Raw genomic sequence first — 16,008 nt, forward strand, 5'->3', positions numbered from 1 at the left:
AACATTGAATGTGTGTCAAAATTTCTTTAATTCATCAAAAGAGTGTTATAATGTGTGTCAATCATTTCGACTATATAAGCATATTCTGTGTCAGGTATCTCTATTCCAAACACTTCATTTACTATTTCGAAATTCTCCTTAATAATTTTAAGCATGCCACCATAGTTAGTTTTTATATTATACAAGTTTTTGTAAGGTAAACTTACACCTTTTATTACTCTCTCGATCATACAAGAACAATGCAACATAAATTTAACAATTATTTCTTCGTCAACATAAAACTTATATGCTTTTGCAATATTGTTGAGTACTTCTAATAATACCTTATAAGTTTTTTGTGGATTTAAAAAAGTTAAAGTATTATTTAGTACGTTTATAATATTTTTTTCAAAGAATATTTCATTTTTTTCTTCATCATGGCCGGAATTTTTTGTTTCTTTTGCTCTTCCTAAAATGGGGCTCAAATTTCTTACATCATCTATAAGTTTATCCAGAGTCATTTCAGGCATCAGAGCTTTTCGTGTAGCTTCTATCACCATGGGTGTACTAACCATATCAATTGCTTTAACACATATTCCTGTTTTTTCAGAAATTATATCAGCAAATGTTATAAGAGACCCCATATCTACTAACAAAAGAACACCTTTCCCTCTATCAATTCGTCTAACCTCATCAATTGCTTTATTTAATATCACATCAACTTTTTCTTCTAAAGGCATATCTAAAGCCTTAGCATGATTTACACCAAGCAAAGTATTAGCAACACTAGCCATTGTACTTGCTGCAGAATTTCCATGTGTTATAACTAAGATTCCAATTGTTTTATTAAATTTTCCTACTTTTAATGCATGTAGAAACATAGCTAAAAATCTAACTTCATCTTCTGGTATCTCCACGGAAAGCTTTTTTTCTAATGCTTCTTTTATTTTTTTTGCAGCACCATATTCATCCGGGTAATCTATTAAAACATTTATTTTATCAGATTGCAAGATGTTAATCCCTAATTTTATTCTTTCCATAAGTGTAGCAACATGAAGTGCGAGACTATATATAACTTTCTTGCTTATAAAGTCCTTTTTAAATTGCTCTTTAACTTTACTTAGCGCATATTCAACAGCTTCCAAAATATCAATATTAACAAATTTTAACAAAACTTCTCTATCAGTAACAGCTGGTTCTGCTGCTGAAAAAAGATTATCAAAATATTTATTTATTTGATGTTCTATTTTTTCCTTAATTTCCTTCGTTGGTAATCCATCTTCATAATATTTTTCCCAGTTAGTTGCAATACGTTCATAAAGGTTATCTTTCCTTATATTATTATTTAAAAAATTTATTTTGTTAATCTCTTTTATATATTCTGTATTGCTACCCTCAAAAATGATAAAGTCCTTTTTTTCAATTTCTTTAATTATTGGTTCTTCTCTTTTCTCTCTTATTCTAAATAAACCATCCTGAATTTTTTGTGAAATTATAGAGAGTTTTATTTCTACAATTTCATTTTTAGATATAACACTATCGAGAAATGCCCTAGCACATAATAATTGTATATCTGCTTTTAACTGTCCTATGTTGCCAGGGCAATCATATAATAATAATGCTTTTATTACTTCTTTCATCACTTTTATAGGCTTTTTTATACGTATTGCTTCTTCATAAAAAAATTGATAAATAAAAGCAAGACGTTCTTTTAGCGTTCTTTCTTCAAGACTTGGAAGTGTAATAACAACAGGTATTCTTCTTAAAAAAGTATCCAATAAAACAGATTGAGGATTTTCTGTAGTTGCAGCAATTATAAGTATTTCTGCTTTCCTTGTGTTTTCCGATTCTCCTAGTCTACGATATATTCCCTTATCTATTAAAGTAAAAAGCATTTCTTGTCCTTCCGGTGGCAAGCGATGAACTTCATCAAGAAATAAAATACCTCCATTTGCTTCATCTATTAAACCCTTTTTTTCGTTGATTGCACCAGTAAAAGCACCTTTAGCATGTCCAAACAATTGCGATAACAAAAGCTGTGGATTATCAGAATAATCAGCACAATTAAAAGTTACAAACGGAGTTTTTTCACCAAATACTCCTACTTCAACACCATATTTATACATAGCTTCTGCTAATGTACTTTTCCCTACACCTGTTGGCCCTACAATTAAGGTGTGAAGTCCTTTAGGCGGATATAATATAGCAGCTTTCGCCTTTATTATCTGATCTTTTAAACTATCATGTGCACCTATTATATTATCTAAAATATTTTCAGAAGACACTTTATTATTCTCCTTGCTCTTACTTTCAATAGTTATATTTTTATTTTGTAGTTTAAAGTTTTTTTGTAATTTTTCTATGATTTTAAAATCATCTATTACCGGATTTGACACCACGAAATTCCATTTATGCTCTAAGCACAGCCTATCAAGATAAAGTACAGGTTTACCTTTAATTTTTATTACTTTCCCTTCTCTTACTAGAGCGTTTAATTCGCGACTTACATTGGTTCTATCAATTCCAAGTTGTTTGCTTATATAATCAGCATCAAAGCCTATTTTTTCATTAGATTTATTGAAATCCATACTTTCTGTCAGTTCTTTTAGTTTTTTGTATATTTTCTCTTTTCTTTTATATTTATGCATGGCTTTTCCTCCTTTCTAAATTTAGAATGAATTTCTCCCTAAAATTGCTTATGCTTTATAACAGAAGATTTCCTCTTATTTGAATTTTCTCATTTAACCGTTCTTAAAAGAATACAAAAATTCAGAATCTATGATAATATTGTGTTCTAGCATAGACTTAATTTACTCTTTTGACTTTATTTATTTTATCTTTTTAATTTCAATTATATCATAATTGGATTTTATTTTGTTCAATAGAGTTTTTATTTTATAAACAAAAAAGACTCCCAAGAATATATATAGTCTTGGAAGTCTTTTTTACTATATATGTTAAATTTAATTTATAGAATTTGATTTATTGAGTTTATACTTCATAGTATCTATATTTAAATTAACCCCTTTTCTTTTAGAAATTCTTTTGCTACCTTTGCTGGATCTTGTCCTTCACCATCGACCTTGTAATTAAGTTTTTGCATTTCGTCATCAGAAATTTGATTTGCCAATTTGTTGAGAACATCTTTTAATTCAGGGTGTTTGTCTAGCACATCTTGCCTAATAATTGGTGCAGCATAATAAGGTGGGAAAAAATGTTTATCATCTTCAAGTATTTTTAGTTTATGAGATACTAGCAATCCATCAGTAGCAAAAGCATCAATGACCTGAACTTCATTATTATCTATCGCTGTATATCTTATACCCATATCCATGGATTTTGTATCTTTAAACTTAAAATTATACACTTTTTGCAGACCAGGATAGCCATCCGGTCTTTCCAAAAATTCCATTGTAGCTCCCAGAATTAATTTGTTGCTAATTTTAGCTAAATCCGAAAAAGTTTTCAAATTATATTGCTTTGCCAATTCATCCTTTACAGCTAAAGTATAAGTATTATTGAATCCCAGGGGCTTCAACCATACTATATTCCATTTGTCTTTAAATTCTTTCTTCACTGTTTCATAAGCTTTTTCTGGATCAGTAGTAGGTTTCATCTGTAATATGTCTACCAAACCCGTTCCTGTATATTCAACATAAATATCTATTCCATTATTCGTACCTCCTCTTTTTATCCCTTCAAAGTTTACATTTGTACCGCCAAGGTTTAGTTTTCGCTCTACTTTGAGGTTAGTATGTGCTTCAATCATGTCGGCAACCATATTAGCTACTATAATTTGCTCTGTAAAATTTTTCGATCCTACAACCACAGTATCACTTGCATTCCTTTGAGAACTTCCAATACCGCAAGATGTCGCGAAAGTAACAGTTAAAATAAAAACCAAACTTAATAGCAAAATTCTTTTCATTTAAAATCTCCTCCTTTATTTTATTCCCTTTGGGGTCACCATCTTTTCTAGTAAGAGTAAAATATAGTCTATTAACAACGCTAAAATCATTGCTGGTATTGCACCTGCTAGTATCATCTGGTTATTCACCATAGATATGCCTCTGTAAATCAATTGACCTAAACCACCAGCTCCAATCAACGCCGCTAAAGTAGTAAATCCAACGGCCGTCACAGCCGCTATTCGCACGCCCGCCATTATAAAAGGTAAAGCTAGTGGCAATTGTACCATCCTCATTAATTGTATTTCCGTCATTCCCATACCTTTACCTGCCTCGAGAATAGCTTTATCTACATTGACAAGACCGGTATACGTATTTTTTATAATAGGTAGTAGTGAATACACAATTATCATAACTATTGAAGGAGTTGAACCTATACCTAAAAAGGGAACCAAAAATCCCAGCAAGGCTAAACTTGGAATTGCTTGTACAGCATTGGCTAATCCAATAACAAATGAAGAAGTTGAAGGAAATTTTGCAATCAATATACCCAATGGTACTCCTATAGCTATAGCTATAATCAGAGCAATAACCGATAATTGAATATGCTGAGTTGTTAAAATTAAAATATCATTAACTCTATCTTTCATAAAATTTATATATTCTGCCAGCACTATTAAAAGTCCTCCTTCCTATTCTGCATAATTTGTACCTAAATAATTTACTAGAGCACTCCGCGTGATCAGACCTTTAAGCAAATTGTTTTCATCCACTACTGGTACATAACCTATATTTTTTTGAGCCATTAATTTAAGAACATCTAAAATTGAATCATTAGGCTTTACTGTAAAAACATTTCGAGTATAAATCTCTTCTATCCGTTTTGCATTGTTTTTATTAGCCCTTATATCCTCAGCAGTTACTATGCCTAAAAGTTGATTTTCTTTGTTAACAATTAAAATACTATCAACACCGCTATTACTCATAATTTCTATCGCTTGTGTAAGAGTCCTGGAAGGAAAAGCCTTTATAGGATTGGTAATCATAATATCTCTTGCTAAAACATATTCCGGCTGCATCCACATTCGTTTTTTACCAATAAAATTTTCCACAAATTCATCTGCTGGATTTTTTAATATTTCTTCGGGAGTATCAAATTGCACTACTTTTCCATCTTTCATTATGCAGATCCTATCACCTAATTTCAATGCCTCATCCATATCGTGAGTTACAAATACAATGGTTTTTTGCAACTTTTGCTGCAATTCAAAAAGTTCCTCTTGTAGCTGAGATCTTGTAATAGGATCCAGTGCACTAAAGGGTTCATCCATTAAAATAATATCTGGATCAGCAGCTAAGGCCCGCGCAACTCCTATCCTCTGTTGTTGCCCCCCAGATAATTCTTTTGGATATCTGTTCATATATTCTTCTGGAGGCATTCCTACAAGATGCATTAATTCCTTTGCTCTTTCAATTCTCTTCTTTTTTGGCCAATTTTTAAGCAAAGGGACTAATTCTATATTCTGTTCTACTGTCATGTGTGGAAGTAAACCAATTTGCTGAATCACGTATCCAATATTCCTGCGAAGTTGGATTGGGTCTATCTGAGAAATGTCTTGTCCGTTTATATATATTTTGCCAGAGGTTGGTTCAATTAAGCGATTTATCATTTTCAACGAAGTGGTTTTCCCACAACCACTCGGTCCTATCAAAACCACCAATTCATTATCTTTTATTTCTAAATTTATTCCTTTTAATATTTCAGTTTCTCCATATGTTTTAACTATATTTTCAAATCTTATCAATGCTACCACACCTCCTTTACAAGTAACAACCTATATTATATAATAAAGTTGTCACTGTGTCAATAAAAGGGATTACAAAAAATAACCTAGCAACTAATGTTGTTGCTAGGGAAAACTAATAACAGTATAGTTATCGACTAGAGATATACTTTTTTTGAAAGCCTCCTTACTTCCTACAAGAACTAAATAATCTCCACCTTTAATTTGCTCATTGGGACCAGGAGAAATAATTACATCTTCTCCTCTCCTTATAGCTATTACGGTAGCACCTGTAACATCCCAAAATTTTAACTCAGCCAAAGTCTTACCTACAGCAGTGCTTTTCTCATTGACGCGAATTTCAACAGGATTAAAGTCACTAATATTTTTTAATCTATTAGCGTATTCTATAAATTTTAGTAAAATAGTTTCCAGCCTTTCATCAAGTTTTTTTCTTTCTTCAGCGATTTTAAGCAATTCATTTTTTAAGACCTCTAAGGTTTGCTTTTCATTAAATTGATTTATATATCTTTGTGCCGCTTCTTTCGATTTAACAATTACTCCTTTACCTTGTTCTGAAACAACTACTCCCATGTCTTGTAAAAGGGAAATAGCACGCCGTATCGTCTCAGGTGAAACTTTGTAAAGTCCTGCAAGATTTGACCTGCCATACAATCTCTCATCCTCATTAAACTCGCCCTCTACAATTCTTTTAGCAATATCAAAAGCAATGTACTCATATCTAGGCCTTACGATTTCAGACATAAAAATGTGCCTCCATCTCATCTCTTAAAAATTATAGTTAATTTTAAACTTCTTGTTTTTATTTTATTCCTGCTATATTATTATACTATTTTCATTTAAAAACTCAATGAAAATTTCTCTCAGATGCTCCATACTATCATCTAATAAGAAGTTCTTATTAACACAAGTCTTAGTTACTGTAAATTTTCCCTTTTGTGCTATAATACTATTAGCAATTAAAAAGTGGAATTTTTGAAGAATACAATATATGAATTTAAAAAGGAACTAACGTAAAATAATGGATGTATAAACTCCGCCAATTCCTCAACAAACAGGAGGTGTTATATGGCAACTAAAAAAGAAATAAAAGAAATACTTAATTTAGCACTACCTGCAGTTGGAGAAATGCTACTATACATGGTAGTGTGGGTAGTAGATACGATGATGGTGGGACAATTTGGCGGTAAAGACAGTGTCAGCGCTGTAGGCCTTGCATCAGAAATTATATATACCTTCTCTAACATTTTTATTGCAATGGGAATCTCCATAGGAGTAACTTCTTATGTCGCCCGCAGTATAGGAGCGAAAGATTTTGAAGCTGCCGAAAAATACGCATCTCAAGGAATTTTTTTAGGATTTATTTTTGCTATTTTCATTTCTTTAATACTTTTTACCTTTGCAGAAAATTTTTTAATAATAGCTGGCGCTACTGGTAATGTGCTTGTCTTAGGAAGGATATTTATAAAAATTGCATCAATAGGTATTTTCTTTAATATGCTTATGAATGTATTAAACGCAATTTTAAGAGCTCAAGGAAATACAAAAACGCCTATGATAGGAGCAAGTATAGTCATATTTATTAATATTTTATTGGATTGGATTTTAATATTTGGAAAATTAGCCTTTCCTCCTTTAGGTGCAAAAGGGTCTGCAATTGCTACTACTATAGCACAAATTACTGGCTTTATATTTATAATGTTATATTACTTCAACCAAAAAATATTAAATATCGAGCTTCGTGATATAGTGAACTTTGACAGGCAAATAATTGTAGATATACTGAAACTTGCCTTCCCTGCTTCTCTTCAAGAAGCTGCCTTTGACATAAGTCGACTTATTTCAATATTCATGATAATGCACCTTGGGACAGTAGCTTTTGCAGCAAATCAAATTGCAACTACGATTGAATCTATATCCTTTATGCCAGGATGGGGTTTTGCAGTCGCTGCAACCACAATGGCAGGTCAAATGGTAGGAGCTAAAAAATATGACAGTGCAAAAAGGTATACAAATATTTCGGCATTATTTGCTGTAGCAATTATGGGTACAATGTCTATACTATTTCTGACAATACCCCATCTCTTTATAAGAGCTTTTATAAAAGATGCTGACGTAATAGCTGTCGGCATCCTTTGCCTTATGGTAGCCTCCATTGAACAGCCTTTTATGGCAGTTGGTATGGTTTATGGAGGAGGCCTTAAAGGAAGTGGAAATACAAAGACTCCCTTTATTATCTCTACAATATCCAGCTGGTTTATAAGACTTCCTCTTATGTACGTAGTCATTTACATCTTAAAATTAGGAGTTGTATATGTATGGTTTGTAACAGCTATCCAATGGGCTTTTGAAGGAACTACAATGTATTTATACTTTAGAAAAGAAATAAATAAATTAAAAAGTGCAGTAAAAGATTTTTAATACGCTTTACTGCACCTTTTTATCACCATTTAAGCATTATAAAATTAACTGGGAGGTAAGGAAATGATTGATGATGGCTTAATCCATGAAATCAAAAATAAATTCCCTTTTATTAAAAACCTAAAGGATAAAAATAAGTTAGACAATTTTATGAGAATCATCAAAATTATCAAGTTGAAAAATGGAGAAAAACTTTTAGAAGAAGGAGATTACTGTACCGACATAGTTTTTGTTATAAATGGAGTAGTAAGAGTATATAAACTTTCTCCTGAAGGAAAGGAAATAACTCTAATGTGACTTTGTCACTGAATTAAATTGTATAGTCTTGTATAATAGATATCAAGATAGGAAAAATAAATTGAGGAGGTTATAAAAATGAAAAATATTGGAAAAATTGATAAAATAATCAGATATATAATAGGAATAGCTTTGTTGAGTCTGTTGTTTTTAGTTCATAGTAACATAAGATTTTTGGGATTAATAGGACTTGTGCCAATATTAACAGCTGCTTTTGGTTTCTGCCCATTATATGCCTTATTTGGCATTAATACATGTTCAACAAAAAATAAAAATTTTCTTTATGTAATATCTTAGTTTTAAATTTTAAATCAGTTAATGATGTAATAATTTTTTATCAAATTAATGTGAGGGTTTAATACCCTCCATTAATTTGATATATCTTTAAAAAATTGAAGGCAACACCAATGCCACACTTTCCACATGGTGCGTATAAGGGAACATATCAACAGGCTGAACTTCCATCGTTTTGTATCCATTGTCCTCAAGGTATCTTAAATCCCGTGCTAATGTGGAAGGGTTGCAAGAGACGTATACAATTTTTTTCGGATTCATTTTTATAACTGCTTCTAAAACAGATGTATCACAGCCCTTTCTTGGAGGATCCATTATAACTACATCTGCTTTGACTCCTTTATCAGCCAACTCAGGCATTACTTTTTCCGCATCCCCCGAAATAAATTCCACGTTTTTAATGCCATTTATGTAAGCATTTCTCTTTGCGTCTTCCACTGCTTGGTAGACAGCCTCAATACCATAGACAAAGGCTGCCTTTTGTGCTGCAAACAAAGATATAGTCCCTATACCACAATACACATCTATTACAGTCTCCTCACCTTTTAAATCAGCATATTCAAGGGCTTTTCCGTATAAGACTTCTGTTTGAACAGGATTTACCTGAAAAAATGACAAAGGGGATATTTCAAATTTTATGTCTTTTATATAGTCAATAATATTATCGCTTCCGTAAATAGTTATATTTTCCTCCCCCATAATCACATTAGTTTTTTTGGTATTAATATTTATTACTACACTTTTAAGCCCCCTTATCTCTTCTTTTAAAGCATCAATCAGTTGTTTTTTATATGGTATGTCCTTTCCATTAATCACAATAACAGCCATAACTTCCCCAGTTTTAAAAGCAACTCTTGTGACAATATGCCTTATCAGACCTTTTCCTGTTTTTTCGTCATATACAGATATGTTGTATTTTCTAATCCAATTCCTTACAATCCTAGCAATCTCATCACTGATCTCATGCTGTATCATACAACTTTCCACAGGCACAATGTCATGAGAACGAGGAGCGTAAAAACCTGTAACAGCAGCTTTCCCTTCAACCATTCCAACTGGAAATTGTGCTTTATTTCTATACCGCTGAGGCTTTTCCATCCCTATGGTATCGTGGACTCTAGTATACACTTTGCCTATTCTCTCTAAATTGTCTTTGACTTTTTGTGTTTTATATTTTAACTGCCCTTCGTAGCTTAAATGCTGTAAAGAACAGCCACCGCACTTATCTGCATAAGGACATAAAGGTTCTACTCTATCACGGGACTTTTCTAATATTTCTACTACATGACCTATAACGTAATTTTTGGAAATTTTATCTATTTGTGCAACGACCCTCTCTCCTGTCAATGCTCCTTCTACAAAGACAGCCACTCCTTTAATTCTTCCAACTCCTTGGCCTTCATGGGCCATATTGTCAATATATACCTCGTATTTTTCCCCTACTTTTATGTCGTGCAATTCAAAAACGCCTCCTTCACAATTATTATACCTTTATATAGCAAAAAAATATAGAGGATAATACATCCCCATTATTTTTTCCCTAACACATATCTATCATAAACTGTTTGAGGCATATCTACAACTTTATGCTCTATATTTGAAACGAACAATACTACATACTCTGCATGGGCCCAGTTAAGAGGCGATGCAGAATCTGTAGGAAGTCCTGTATCTTCCCAAACTTGCTCAGACAACACATAGCCTTGATTTGCAAAATTCTCCATTGCCTTAAGGTATTCATCAGCACTTTTACCTGCCGCTATTTCATACATACCTCTTTCACCAGTAAGAAGAGGCCATAATCTTCCTTTACCTGTGCCATGATATAGTTCTGTTTTAGAGGGCTCTCCATAGCCATCATGATTATACCTATACCAACAAGGACCTTTTGGAGTATTAACTTTTATGAGGTTGTCTACTACATAAATAGTGGTTAATATCTTAGGGTCATTGGCAGGTTTTACTCCCAACCGCACCAATTCAAGAAAACTTGGGTCTACAATTTCCTTTTGGTCATAGACTCCACCGCCGTTAGCGATGCTTATTAAAAAGTCTGCATTTGGATCCGGTAGTCCTGCTATTCTTATATAATACTGCCCGTTTCCATAAGGTCCTTTTGTTGTATAAGTCAGCTCATCAATTAATTTTTGCCATTTATCAGCCTTATCCAAATATTTTTGTGCACTTTCCATATCTTTATTTTGTTTTGCTATGTCCGCAGCACATACAAGTCCCGCAACTTCAGCTGCCATTGTAGCAGGTGAATATCCCCCTGCTTCTTCCCATCTTTCTTGCCCTGTTTTGGGGCCAATTTTTATAATAAAGTCCGCAAGAGGTTTTACCAATTTTTCGTACAAATCATACCGCTTTAGCTGATATGCCAGTATTATAGGGTCTGCTTGCTCATCCATTTGAATGCCATTCCAATAAGGCCCCCCATTTATCCAGGTATTTTGTGGAATAAACCCATTTTTCTCTACTACCATAGTTAAAAAGTCTAAAGCTCTATTAGCAGAATCTTTGTCTCCAGCTGCAATAAAAGCATTCGCAATGTGATATAAGTCCCTTGCCCAAACTAAGTGGTATCCCCCTTTATTTTCATCTCCTTGACCTTCACCCCATGGAATTGAAAGAGAAGCAATGTAGGCACCTTTATTAGTCTTATCTTCACTAGCTTTTAAAATCATCATACTCGTGTAGTATAACTCATTAGCTTTTCCTTTAAAATCTTTAAGCCCATCACAGTATTTATTCCACTCAGCAATGTATATGCCAAGCATTTTATCATAATTGTCCTTTAATGTACTCAGGGCAGTTTTTGCTGCCTCCTCTTCACTTTCTCCAAAAGAAAGCACTGTTTTAAACTCTGTCTTATCGCTTAAATCTATCTCTATTCCTTCAATAATATTCCCTCTTGCCTTATCAAAATGTTGTGTCATAGTTTTGTTTTTTCTAAATCTGATATTGGGTCATTCACCTGATTATATCCTATAGAATACCCTTTCCATTTTACATCAGTTGTCAAAGCTGAATATATTTTTTCTCTATGTACTATAAGAATTTCCTTATCATTTGCCTTTATAACATACCCCTCATTGTATTTACCTTGATTAGCAATATGAGGGTCATAAGCAAGATAAAGTTTATAATCTTTTACATTCCCTTTCAATGCTTCAAATGTTGTCTTCATAATAACAGAATTCCTTCTAGGATCAGTGAATATCTCTTTTGTAATCTTATATCTTCCTTGTTTGTCAGTATTTATTAGTTTAAATGCTAAAGACCTAGTGTTGAGTTTCTCCACTTTGCTCACTGTATCTTTTGTCTCATCAGAAACAAAACTTTTTCCGTCAGTTACTAAAAATTTTAAAAATTTGCTATTAGCCATATCAATCGTGGGATAGTAAACTTCTGATATTGCACCATGAGTCAAAGTAAACCATACCTTTGAAACATCATTATTTGCAGTTCCAATGCCTTGTTTTTGAGCAGATGCCCAAGTGTCCTCTTTGCCAGGTGCCTGTGGTGCTTCATTAGCAGTTAAGTGCTGAATTTTTACATAAGAAACATCAGAAGAACATCCTGAAAAAATAGTTATTGAAAAAATTATTAAAAATAATATCGCTACAATTTTTCTATTCATCTAATAACACCTCCGTCTTATATCTCTATTTTATCTCAAATCATAACTTTGTGCAAACGTTTGTTATGAATAAAAAAGAAAAATACACCTAGAAAGTGTATTGAGAAAAAATCGGTTACCCTATTATTTATTATAACTCATTTTCATAGTATTTTATACCATTTTTTATAAATTTTAATCACAGCATTTTGCAAGCATTTCATAAACCTCTGGCATTACTTTTTTTAAATTGATAGGCTTTTTTTCAAGATTTGTAAAGGGATGCTCTGTATAACCTTGTGCTAAAAGTTTGTTATCCTCTTTTCGTATTATATCATATAAAAATTTAAGACGAGTTCCTTTCACAAATTCTAATCGTGTTCGTATTATTATGAGGTCATCGTACAAAGCAGAAGAAAAATATTTACACTGAGCGTCAATTACAGGTAGCATTACATTTTTTTCTTCTAAGCTTCTGTAGGACATTCCCAAAGAGCGAAAAAACTCCGTCCTGCCAATTTCAAACCAATTAAAATAATTGGAATAGTAAACTATACCCATTTTGTCCGTTTCTCCGTATCGAACCCTTACCTCGGCATCCCATACATGCATAATTTAAATCACTCCTTAAAAAAACAAAGACAAGAGAAAATCTTGTCTTATTTATTTAATATTTACAATTCCTTTATACACAAATCCTCTAACTGTGTCAACCGTTACAGTCATGCCATCTTTTAATTTAGAAGTCGCTCCTTCACAACCTACAACTACAGGAATTCCTAAGTTTAATCCCACAATAGCTGCGTGAGAAGTAAGCCCTCCTTCTTCTGTGATTATAGCAGAAGCTTTCTCTATAAGAGGCATAAAATCTCTTTCTGTCTTTGCAGTTACTATTATATCGCCTTCTCTAAATTTATCTTTGTCTTTGCTGATATCATTAATAACACATACAACACCTGTAGTAGCCTTAGAACCTATACCTATTCCTCTCAACAAAACATCTCCTACTATATGTACCTTCAACATGTTGGTGGTACCTGTCATAGCTACAGGAATTCCTGCAGAAATTACTACGATATCGCCATTTCTTATAAGTCCAGCAGTTAAAGCACTTTGTATTGCAACATCTATCATTTCATCTGTAGTAGAAACCTCTTCTGTAACTAAAGGATATACTCCCCAGACTATAGAGAGCTTCCTCGCAACACTTTCGCTTGGAGTAGTAGCAATAATTGGAGCTTGAGGTCTGTACCTCGATACCATTCTCGCTGTATAACCAGATTTAGTACAAGTTATTATAGCAGCTGCTCCTATATCTCTTGCAGTAGTACAAGTTGCATGGCTTATAGCGTTTGTAATAGAAACATTTGTATCAATATTTCTATCAATGATATCTCTATATCCCACATAAGCCTCTGTCTTCTCTGCAATCTTTGCCATTGTCTCAAAGGCCTCTATTGGGTATTTACCTTGAGCTGTCTCCCCTGATAGCATTATAGCATCTGTTCCATCAAGAATAGCATTTGCTACATCTGTAACTTCTGCTCTTGTAGGCCTTGGATTTCTCATCATAGAGTCTAACATTTGAGTTGCAGTAATTACCGGTTTCCCTGCTTTATTACATTTTTGTATAATCATTTTTTGAACGATTGGTATTTCTTCAAGAGGAATCTCAACCCCTAAATCTCCTCTGGCTACCATTATTCCATCTGAAACCTTTATAATTTCGTCTATATTTTCTACTCCTTCGCGATTTTCTATTTTAGCAATAATTAAAATATGCTCTGCCTTATTTTCTTCTAAAAGTCTTCTTATTGCCAAAACATCAGCTGCTTTTCTAACAAAAGAAGCCGCAATTATATCAATGCCCTTTTGAATTCCAAACTCTATATCATCTACGTCTTTTTGAGTCAAAGCAGGAAGATTGAGTTTTACTCCTGGAACATTTACTCCTTTATGGTCTTTTACAGGACCAGAATTTTCTACAATACAAACTATATCTTCTCCTTTAACATCAGTAACCTTTAGAGAAATTAACCCATCGTCAATTAGTATGCGGCTACCTCTTTCCACATCTTGAGGCAACCCTTTATAGGATACACTGCATATAGTTTCGTCTCCTAATACATCTCTTGTCGTAATGACAAAAGTTTGTCCTTCTTTTAATTCCACTCCGCCATTTTTAAACTTTCCTGTCCTTATCTCTGGACCTTTAGTATCCAACAAAATAGCAACAGGTAACCCTAATTCTTCTCTTATCTTTTTAATATTGTCAATTCTTGCCCCATGCTCTTCAAAATCTCCATGAGAAAAATTCAATCGAGCAACGTTCATGCCTTTCTCAATTAATTTTCTCAGTATATTATAGTCTTCGCTGGCAGGTCCTATTGTACACACTATTTTTGTTCTGCGCATACCTTCACTCCCTAAAATTTATTTATATAGACAATATCTTGCTGAGCTCATAAAGTTTTCTGTTAAACTCCTTTTTCATGGAAAGGGCTTCATCTATATCATCGTCTACAATTTGATTGTTTCGTATACTTATTATCCTCTTAGTTTTATTTTCCAAAAGCAACTCCACTGCTCTTGCTCCCATTTGGCTTGCCAATACCCTATCCATCACTGTAGGAGCTCCACCTCTTTGAATGTGCCCCAAAATAGTATACCTTAAGTCTAATTTTGGTAGCCTTTCTTTAATCATTTTCGCTAGTTCTGGAGCGCTCATAACTCCTTCTGCAAGGACAATTATATGATGAAGCTTTCCTCTCTTTATCCCGTAAGTAATTTTATCGCAAAGTTCATCGATGCTCCATTCCACTTCAGGAAGTATAATCATCTCCGCTCCACCAGCTAGACCAGCATACAAAGCAATGTAACCCGCATTTCTTCCCATCACTTCTATTATATTTGCTCTCTCATGGGAAGTAGCAGTATCCCTTATTTTATTTATTGCATCAATAACAGTATTACAAGCTGTATCAAAACCTATTGTATAATCTGTACAAGGTATGTCATTGTCAATTGTACCTGGAATTCCAATTGTATTTACATTCCATTCTTCACTCAAAAGCTGTGCTCCTCTAAAAGAGCCATCTCCTCCAATTACAACGAGACCTTCTATTCCATGTTTTTGAAGGGTTTCGTAAGCTTTTTTGCGCACCTCTTTTTTCTTAAATTCTTCACATCTAGCAGTTCTCAAAATAGTACCGCCTTTTTGCAATATATCTCCTACTGAAGAAAGATTTAAGTCAATAACTTCGTCCTCTACTAAGCCTGCATATCCCCTCATAATACCTTTTACTTTAAGCCCATAATAAATTCCTGTCCTCACCACAGCCCTTATAGCTGCGTTCATCCCTGGTGCATCTCCACCACTCGTAAGTATACCAATTGTTTTCATACTTTACCTCCTCATTTTATCCCACATGGACTTTACTTGTCCCATTTTCGTTAAAGCAGCCCTTTCGGGCAAAAAATTATAAGCCATACTCAATAATAATGCTTTGCGCATCTTGAGCTTCTGCTTTTGGAACTAAAACCTCACAATAAGAACCTTTTTTGTCTATTTTTTTATTAAGTGGACGCAATTTTACCAAAAAACCTTCTTTTGTTAAAACGTCTTTGACCTTTTCTGCTGTCTCCATATCTTGTGCCATGTATATTACCGTCCACATAAAAC

At 33.3% G+C, this 16,008-nt stretch carries 14 protein-coding genes and 1 pseudogene; 3 read left to right on the plus strand and 12 right to left on the minus strand.

Annotated features, from left to right (window positions below; genetic code table 11):
- Positions 1-26: 26 nt before the first annotated feature.
- From THESIDRAFT1_RS02005 to THESIDRAFT1_RS02025, 5 genes are all read right to left on the minus strand, one after another.
- Positions 27-2,627 (minus strand): sigma-54-dependent transcriptional regulator, encoded by a 2,601-nt coding sequence (locus THESIDRAFT1_RS02005; RefSeq protein WP_006569377.1) that lies wholly within the window; start codon positions 2,625-2,627, stop codon positions 27-29.
- Between the two features lie 365 nt (positions 2,628-2,992).
- A complete protein-coding gene (locus THESIDRAFT1_RS13465; RefSeq protein WP_006569378.1) occupies positions 2,993-3,907 on the minus strand; it encodes an ABC transporter substrate-binding protein in 915 nt (304 codons plus the stop codon).
- A 15-nt stretch (positions 3,908-3,922) separates the two neighbouring features.
- Positions 3,923-4,561 carry an ABC transporter permease gene (locus tag THESIDRAFT1_RS13470; protein WP_006569379.1) on the minus strand — a complete coding sequence of 213 codons (639 nt, stop codon included), beginning with the start codon at positions 4,559-4,561 and terminating at the stop codon, positions 3,923-3,925.
- A gap of 18 nt (positions 4,562-4,579) precedes the next feature.
- Positions 4,580-5,701, minus strand: coding sequence for a betaine/proline/choline family ABC transporter ATP-binding protein (locus tag THESIDRAFT1_RS02020; RefSeq protein WP_279625014.1), 1,122 nt, complete (start codon positions 5,699-5,701; stop codon positions 4,580-4,582).
- Positions 5,702-5,797: 96 nt separating this feature from the next.
- Positions 5,798-6,436: a GntR family transcriptional regulator gene (locus tag THESIDRAFT1_RS02025; RefSeq protein ID WP_006569381.1), complete on the minus strand. Its 639-nt coding sequence runs from the start codon at positions 6,434-6,436 to the stop codon at positions 5,798-5,800.
- 324 nt (positions 6,437-6,760) lie between these two features.
- Here THESIDRAFT1_RS02025 and THESIDRAFT1_RS02030 point away from each other — a divergent pair, with 324 nt between their 5' ends.
- The 3 genes from THESIDRAFT1_RS02030 to THESIDRAFT1_RS02040 all read left to right on the plus strand — a co-directional run bounded on the left by THESIDRAFT1_RS02030 (position 6,761) and on the right by THESIDRAFT1_RS02040 (position 8,707).
- Entirely contained in the window at positions 6,761-8,113 is a 1,353-nt protein-coding gene (locus THESIDRAFT1_RS02030; RefSeq protein ID WP_006569382.1) for an MATE family efflux transporter, read from the plus strand.
- A gap of 63 nt (positions 8,114-8,176) precedes the next feature.
- Entirely contained in the window at positions 8,177-8,410 is a 234-nt protein-coding gene (locus THESIDRAFT1_RS02035) for a cyclic nucleotide-binding domain-containing protein (RefSeq protein ID WP_006569383.1), read from the plus strand.
- A 78-nt stretch (positions 8,411-8,488) separates the two neighbouring features.
- On the plus strand, positions 8,489-8,707 hold the full coding sequence (locus THESIDRAFT1_RS02040; RefSeq protein WP_006569384.1) for a YgaP family membrane protein: 219 nt from the start codon (positions 8,489-8,491) through the stop codon (positions 8,705-8,707).
- Between the two features lie 87 nt (positions 8,708-8,794).
- On the opposite strand, the gene rlmD is transcribed toward THESIDRAFT1_RS02040, so the two are convergent.
- The 7 genes and pseudogenes from rlmD to THESIDRAFT1_RS02070 all read right to left on the minus strand — a co-directional run bounded on the left by rlmD (position 8,795) and on the right by THESIDRAFT1_RS02070 (position 16,003).
- Positions 8,795-10,162, minus strand: coding sequence for a 23S rRNA (uracil(1939)-C(5))-methyltransferase RlmD (rlmD, locus tag THESIDRAFT1_RS02045; RefSeq protein ID WP_006569385.1), 1,368 nt, complete (start codon positions 10,160-10,162; stop codon positions 8,795-8,797).
- Between the two features lie 71 nt (positions 10,163-10,233).
- Positions 10,234-11,484 (minus strand): glycoside hydrolase family 15 protein, encoded by a 1,251-nt coding sequence (locus THESIDRAFT1_RS15040; protein ID WP_483027938.1) that lies wholly within the window; start codon positions 11,482-11,484, stop codon positions 10,234-10,236.
- A 21-nt stretch (positions 11,485-11,505) separates the two neighbouring features.
- Positions 11,506-12,347 (minus strand): annotated as a pseudogene (locus tag THESIDRAFT1_RS15045) (glucan 1,4-alpha-glucosidase); the annotation flags it as partial.
- A gap of 174 nt (positions 12,348-12,521) precedes the next feature.
- Positions 12,522-12,938, minus strand: coding sequence for an acyl-CoA thioesterase (locus THESIDRAFT1_RS02055; RefSeq protein WP_003868327.1), 417 nt, complete (start codon positions 12,936-12,938; stop codon positions 12,522-12,524).
- Positions 12,939-12,989: 51 nt separating this feature from the next.
- Positions 12,990-14,741, minus strand: coding sequence for a pyruvate kinase (pyk, locus tag THESIDRAFT1_RS02060; protein WP_003870519.1), 1,752 nt, complete (start codon positions 14,739-14,741; stop codon positions 12,990-12,992).
- A 22-nt stretch (positions 14,742-14,763) separates the two neighbouring features.
- Positions 14,764-15,729 (minus strand): 6-phosphofructokinase, encoded by a 966-nt coding sequence (pfkA, locus tag THESIDRAFT1_RS02065; protein WP_003868325.1) that lies wholly within the window; start codon positions 15,727-15,729, stop codon positions 14,764-14,766.
- Between the two features lie 76 nt (positions 15,730-15,805).
- Positions 15,806-16,003 (minus strand): hypothetical protein, encoded by a 198-nt coding sequence (locus THESIDRAFT1_RS02070; protein WP_003868324.1) that lies wholly within the window; start codon positions 16,001-16,003, stop codon positions 15,806-15,808.
- Positions 16,004-16,008 lie beyond the last annotated feature (5 nt).

This window comes from Thermoanaerobacter siderophilus SR4 (assembly GCF_000262445.1).
In the GTDB taxonomy this organism is placed as follows: domain Bacteria; phylum Bacillota; class Thermoanaerobacteria; order Thermoanaerobacterales; family Thermoanaerobacteraceae; genus Thermoanaerobacter; species Thermoanaerobacter ethanolicus.